This is a genomic window from Symplocastrum torsivum, from assembly GCF_059505465.1.
The window spans coordinates 1-3017 of record NZ_JCACKQ010000131.1 but is presented as its reverse complement, the minus strand read 5'-3'; the positions used below and the strand labels follow the sequence as shown (position 1 = coordinate 3017).

Genomic DNA, 3017 nt, shown 5'->3' with positions numbered 1-3017 from the left:
CTAATACCATGAGGATTACGGACTGGATACGACGACACGCATCTTCAAAGCTGCTGTAATTATCTGCAATATGACCAGCAATAGTCGTGATTTCTGAAGTATTCAATTCAACATTCAATGCCGATGCTTGCCGATGAATTAAGGAGTGCTTATCATCTTCTGGCAATGCGAAACCGCCAGTTGTAGTTAATGCCTGTGCTGGCTCAACTCCATCGGGTTCTATTTCCTCTACTTTAAGGTGTACCTCCGATAGAGTTTGTTCACCCGTTGCTAAGGATTCCTCTTCCCGCTCTAGCTGGTCAGATGCGATCGCGTCATCCGGTGGCTGTAGAATCTCCCAAATATCCAGGTGACTTTCTTCTGTGATTTCAGTGATTGCAGGTTCGGGTATAGGAACCAACTCACCTACTTCCTGCGATGAAGATTCTAGCTGGCTGAGGACTAGATTCATTTCCTCTTCAGTTGGATTTTCCAGGTCTTTGACAACTGTCTGGTAAATCTCTCGTACCTGCTGCATCGAGACTTTAATACCTTTCCTGCTGGCACGAGTTTGAATTCGTTTTGTAAATGTGTTCATGATGAAATCTCCTCTAGTTTTTGGGCGTGAAGTGCTTTATAGATGAATGCGCTGGTGAATATTGGCTTAAGGTCTTCGGGGCAGTATTCTTTGTCTCGTTTGTATCCTCCGAGATGTTTAAACCACCTCGTAATAGTAGATTGGTGTGGTTTTATTCCGTAGGTAGAAAGTAAAGTCAAAACCTCTACTCCCTTTATATTCTGGGTAGTCTTACTTAGAAGTTTGTCTGCCTGGGAATAACAGCTAAGAATTCCTTCCACACCAATCGCACATCGAGGAATTATCTTTCTAATTTCTGCGAAGAACCTAACATTCTTAGGGGTAATATCCATCTGGTTTTTACGCAGAATCTTCTGGACAGTACGCCAATGATTGTCAGTACATCTTCCGAAAACGAGTTCATATTCAAGACGTGCATCGGAAATAGTAGCCAGATTAGTCCCTCCTTTCTAATTGCATGGTGCGAGTCTGTTGAATGCGGACGCTACCCAATACACCAGCCGATATGTGCGTACTGGAAGCGCATACAGGACAACCACAGCAGGGGATTGCAGATGCATTGCCTACGCAGACAGGAGAGATTTTGCATAAAAAATCCCTCCAAAACGCCGCACTACCTTGAGCAGTCAGCGTTTCAGCCGATTTTTTTTGTGCAATTTTTTTCTGTTCTCTTGCGTAATGATAGCATTGCGGTACAGAATCTAACCTTTTTACTTCCAAAATACGTCCATTTAGTTTAAAGCAGGAATTTATATGGAGTTGAGGCTTTTTTGGAGCATAATTGGCTACCCCCTGCAAAAGGGAGTTATAAAGATGACAGAAATGCCTGACACAGCTATGAGTGCTAAGAGAGACGAACGATTCAAGATGGCTCCCTTAAGCGAATACCACGAAGACTTGCTTAAGGCTGAGGCCTTCTTAGCCAGAAACACTTTGTCTGCACAAGCCAGAATCATCCTTCAATCCTCCCTAGTGCAAAATAAGGAGAAAATCTGCGAAGGAGTCACTTACTTAGCAAAGAAGCGTAATATATCCCTTGATGAAATGTGGGGGGAAATCCGAGCAGGAAAGGCAGACGGAACTTCAAAACAGGAAGCCTCTGACTTGCAAGATGATGAAAGTGATTTAGATTAAGAAGTAAAATCTTTCAAACAACAAAAAAAAACAGTCCCGGCAAATGTTTAGCGACAAACCGGAACTGTTTCTTATCCATTTCATGAGAATTCAAATCCCATGCATACTACTCTATCAAACTCCGATCGGACTGCAACACTAGAGCGTCCCAATCATTTATGTACCCAGCATTACAAGGAATTGATTGAAAAGCGATCGCTTCCATTAGACTGGGTGATTGCAAACTGTTGCTCAGTGTCCAGAGAAGAAGCATCCAAAGCTCTAGGTTATGCGGCAAAATCACCCGGATTATTGCTGCGAGGGGAGAATCGGGAACAAATACAGTTCAAGCCTGACCAGCCTTGGTTATCAGGCCTGGACACGGCATCCGGTACTAAGAGGGCACCGAAGTACCGCACCCCCCAGAAAGAAAAGGGAGACTACGATGCAATACTTCCTCGCCATCCCAGCGACGAAACGTTTTGGAATACCCTCCAGGCGCTTAAGGAACGCTGCTGGAAGGTACAAGGGCATCATTGCATCCTCGTTAGTGAAGGCTTATTTAAGGCGATTGCAGGTACATCTCACGGCATCCCGACACTAGCGCTGTCAGGAGTTGAAATGGGACTTACTCCTAGTAAATCCGACCCCCAAGGGAAGCGTTATTTAGTCAAAACCTTGGAGAAATTCGCTAAGGAAGGCTTCGGGTTCATCATTGCTTTCGATGCCGATTGCATTGCTAATAAAAACGTTATTGAAGCAGAAAGAAAGTTAATTCATCAGTTGAGAAAATTTGGGGTTCCCGTCTATTCAATAACGGGTAAATGGAGTATGGACGACGGCAAAGGAATGGATGACTTTATTAAGCAAAAAGGAATCGAGACGTTCAAGCAGGTATTAGCCGACATCACAGAGCAATACAAAGAGCCTGATGGGGAAGATAACAAGAAAGAGAAGAAGCCTCCCACACCAAAGCAATTAGCGAAAAAAATCGCAGAGGAATATCAACCACAATGGGCTTTTCATGGAGAACAAGACACCTGGAGAATCTTTAACGGAAAGATTTGGGAAGCCTTCAGTATTAAAGATTTCATGAAGCTACTCTTCGATACTGTAGAAAGTAGAGGGATTGAATATAACACTCCTTCTTACCTAAAGAATGTGGCAGAGCTTTTAGAGTGGCAGTTACGGGTCAAGAAATGGAATACCTTTGACCGGAAGAATTGGATTGCCTTTAACAATGGGGTTTTGGAAGTAGCGACAGGCGAAATACACAAGCACAGCCCTGGATTCCGCTTTATATCTCACTTACAACGTGATTACCGCC

The 3017-nt window shown here is 43.8% G+C and carries 5 protein-coding genes; 3 read left to right on the top strand and 2 right to left on the bottom strand.

Going from position 1 to position 3017, the window contains the following annotated elements; genetic code table 11:
* A partial coding sequence (locus tag AC5JL3_RS33030; RefSeq protein ID WP_496078487.1) for a hypothetical protein occupies positions 1–577 on the bottom strand: 577 nt, incomplete at its 3' end.
* Complete coding sequence (locus AC5JL3_RS33025; protein WP_496078486.1) at positions 574–909, bottom strand: hypothetical protein; 336 nt, start codon at positions 907–909, stop codon at positions 574–576. The genes AC5JL3_RS33030 and AC5JL3_RS33025, both read right to left, overlap by 4 nt.
* A 143-nt stretch (positions 910–1052) precedes the next feature.
* On the opposite strand from AC5JL3_RS33025, the gene AC5JL3_RS33020 reads away from it, so the two are divergent.
* The 3 genes from AC5JL3_RS33020 to AC5JL3_RS33010 form a co-directional block, all read left to right on the top strand.
* On the top strand, positions 1053–1199 hold the full coding sequence (locus AC5JL3_RS33020) for a hypothetical protein (RefSeq protein ID WP_496078485.1): 147 nt from the start codon (positions 1053–1055) through the stop codon (positions 1197–1199).
* Between the two features lie 191 nt (positions 1200–1390).
* Positions 1391–1711 carry a hypothetical protein gene (locus tag AC5JL3_RS33015; protein WP_496078484.1) on the top strand — a complete coding sequence of 107 codons (321 nt, stop codon included), beginning with the start codon at positions 1391–1393 and terminating at the stop codon, positions 1709–1711.
* Positions 1712–1810: 99 nt separating this feature from the next.
* The coding region (locus AC5JL3_RS33010; RefSeq protein WP_496078483.1) for a DUF3854 domain-containing protein at positions 1811–3017 on the top strand (1207 nt) is incomplete at its 3' end.

What these genes read in the sequence shown, in the direction of transcription:
- AC5JL3_RS33025 (WP_496078486.1), bottom strand. Translation starts at nt 909, where the DNA reads ATGGATATTACCCCTAAGAATGTTAGGTTCTTCGCAGAAATTAGAAAG.
- AC5JL3_RS33020 (WP_496078485.1), top strand. Translation starts at nt 1,053, where the DNA reads ATGCGGACGCTACCCAATACACCAGCCGATATGTGCGTACTGGAAGCG.
- AC5JL3_RS33015 (WP_496078484.1), top strand. Translation starts at nt 1,391, where the DNA reads ATGACAGAAATGCCTGACACAGCTATGAGTGCTAAGAGAGACGAACGA.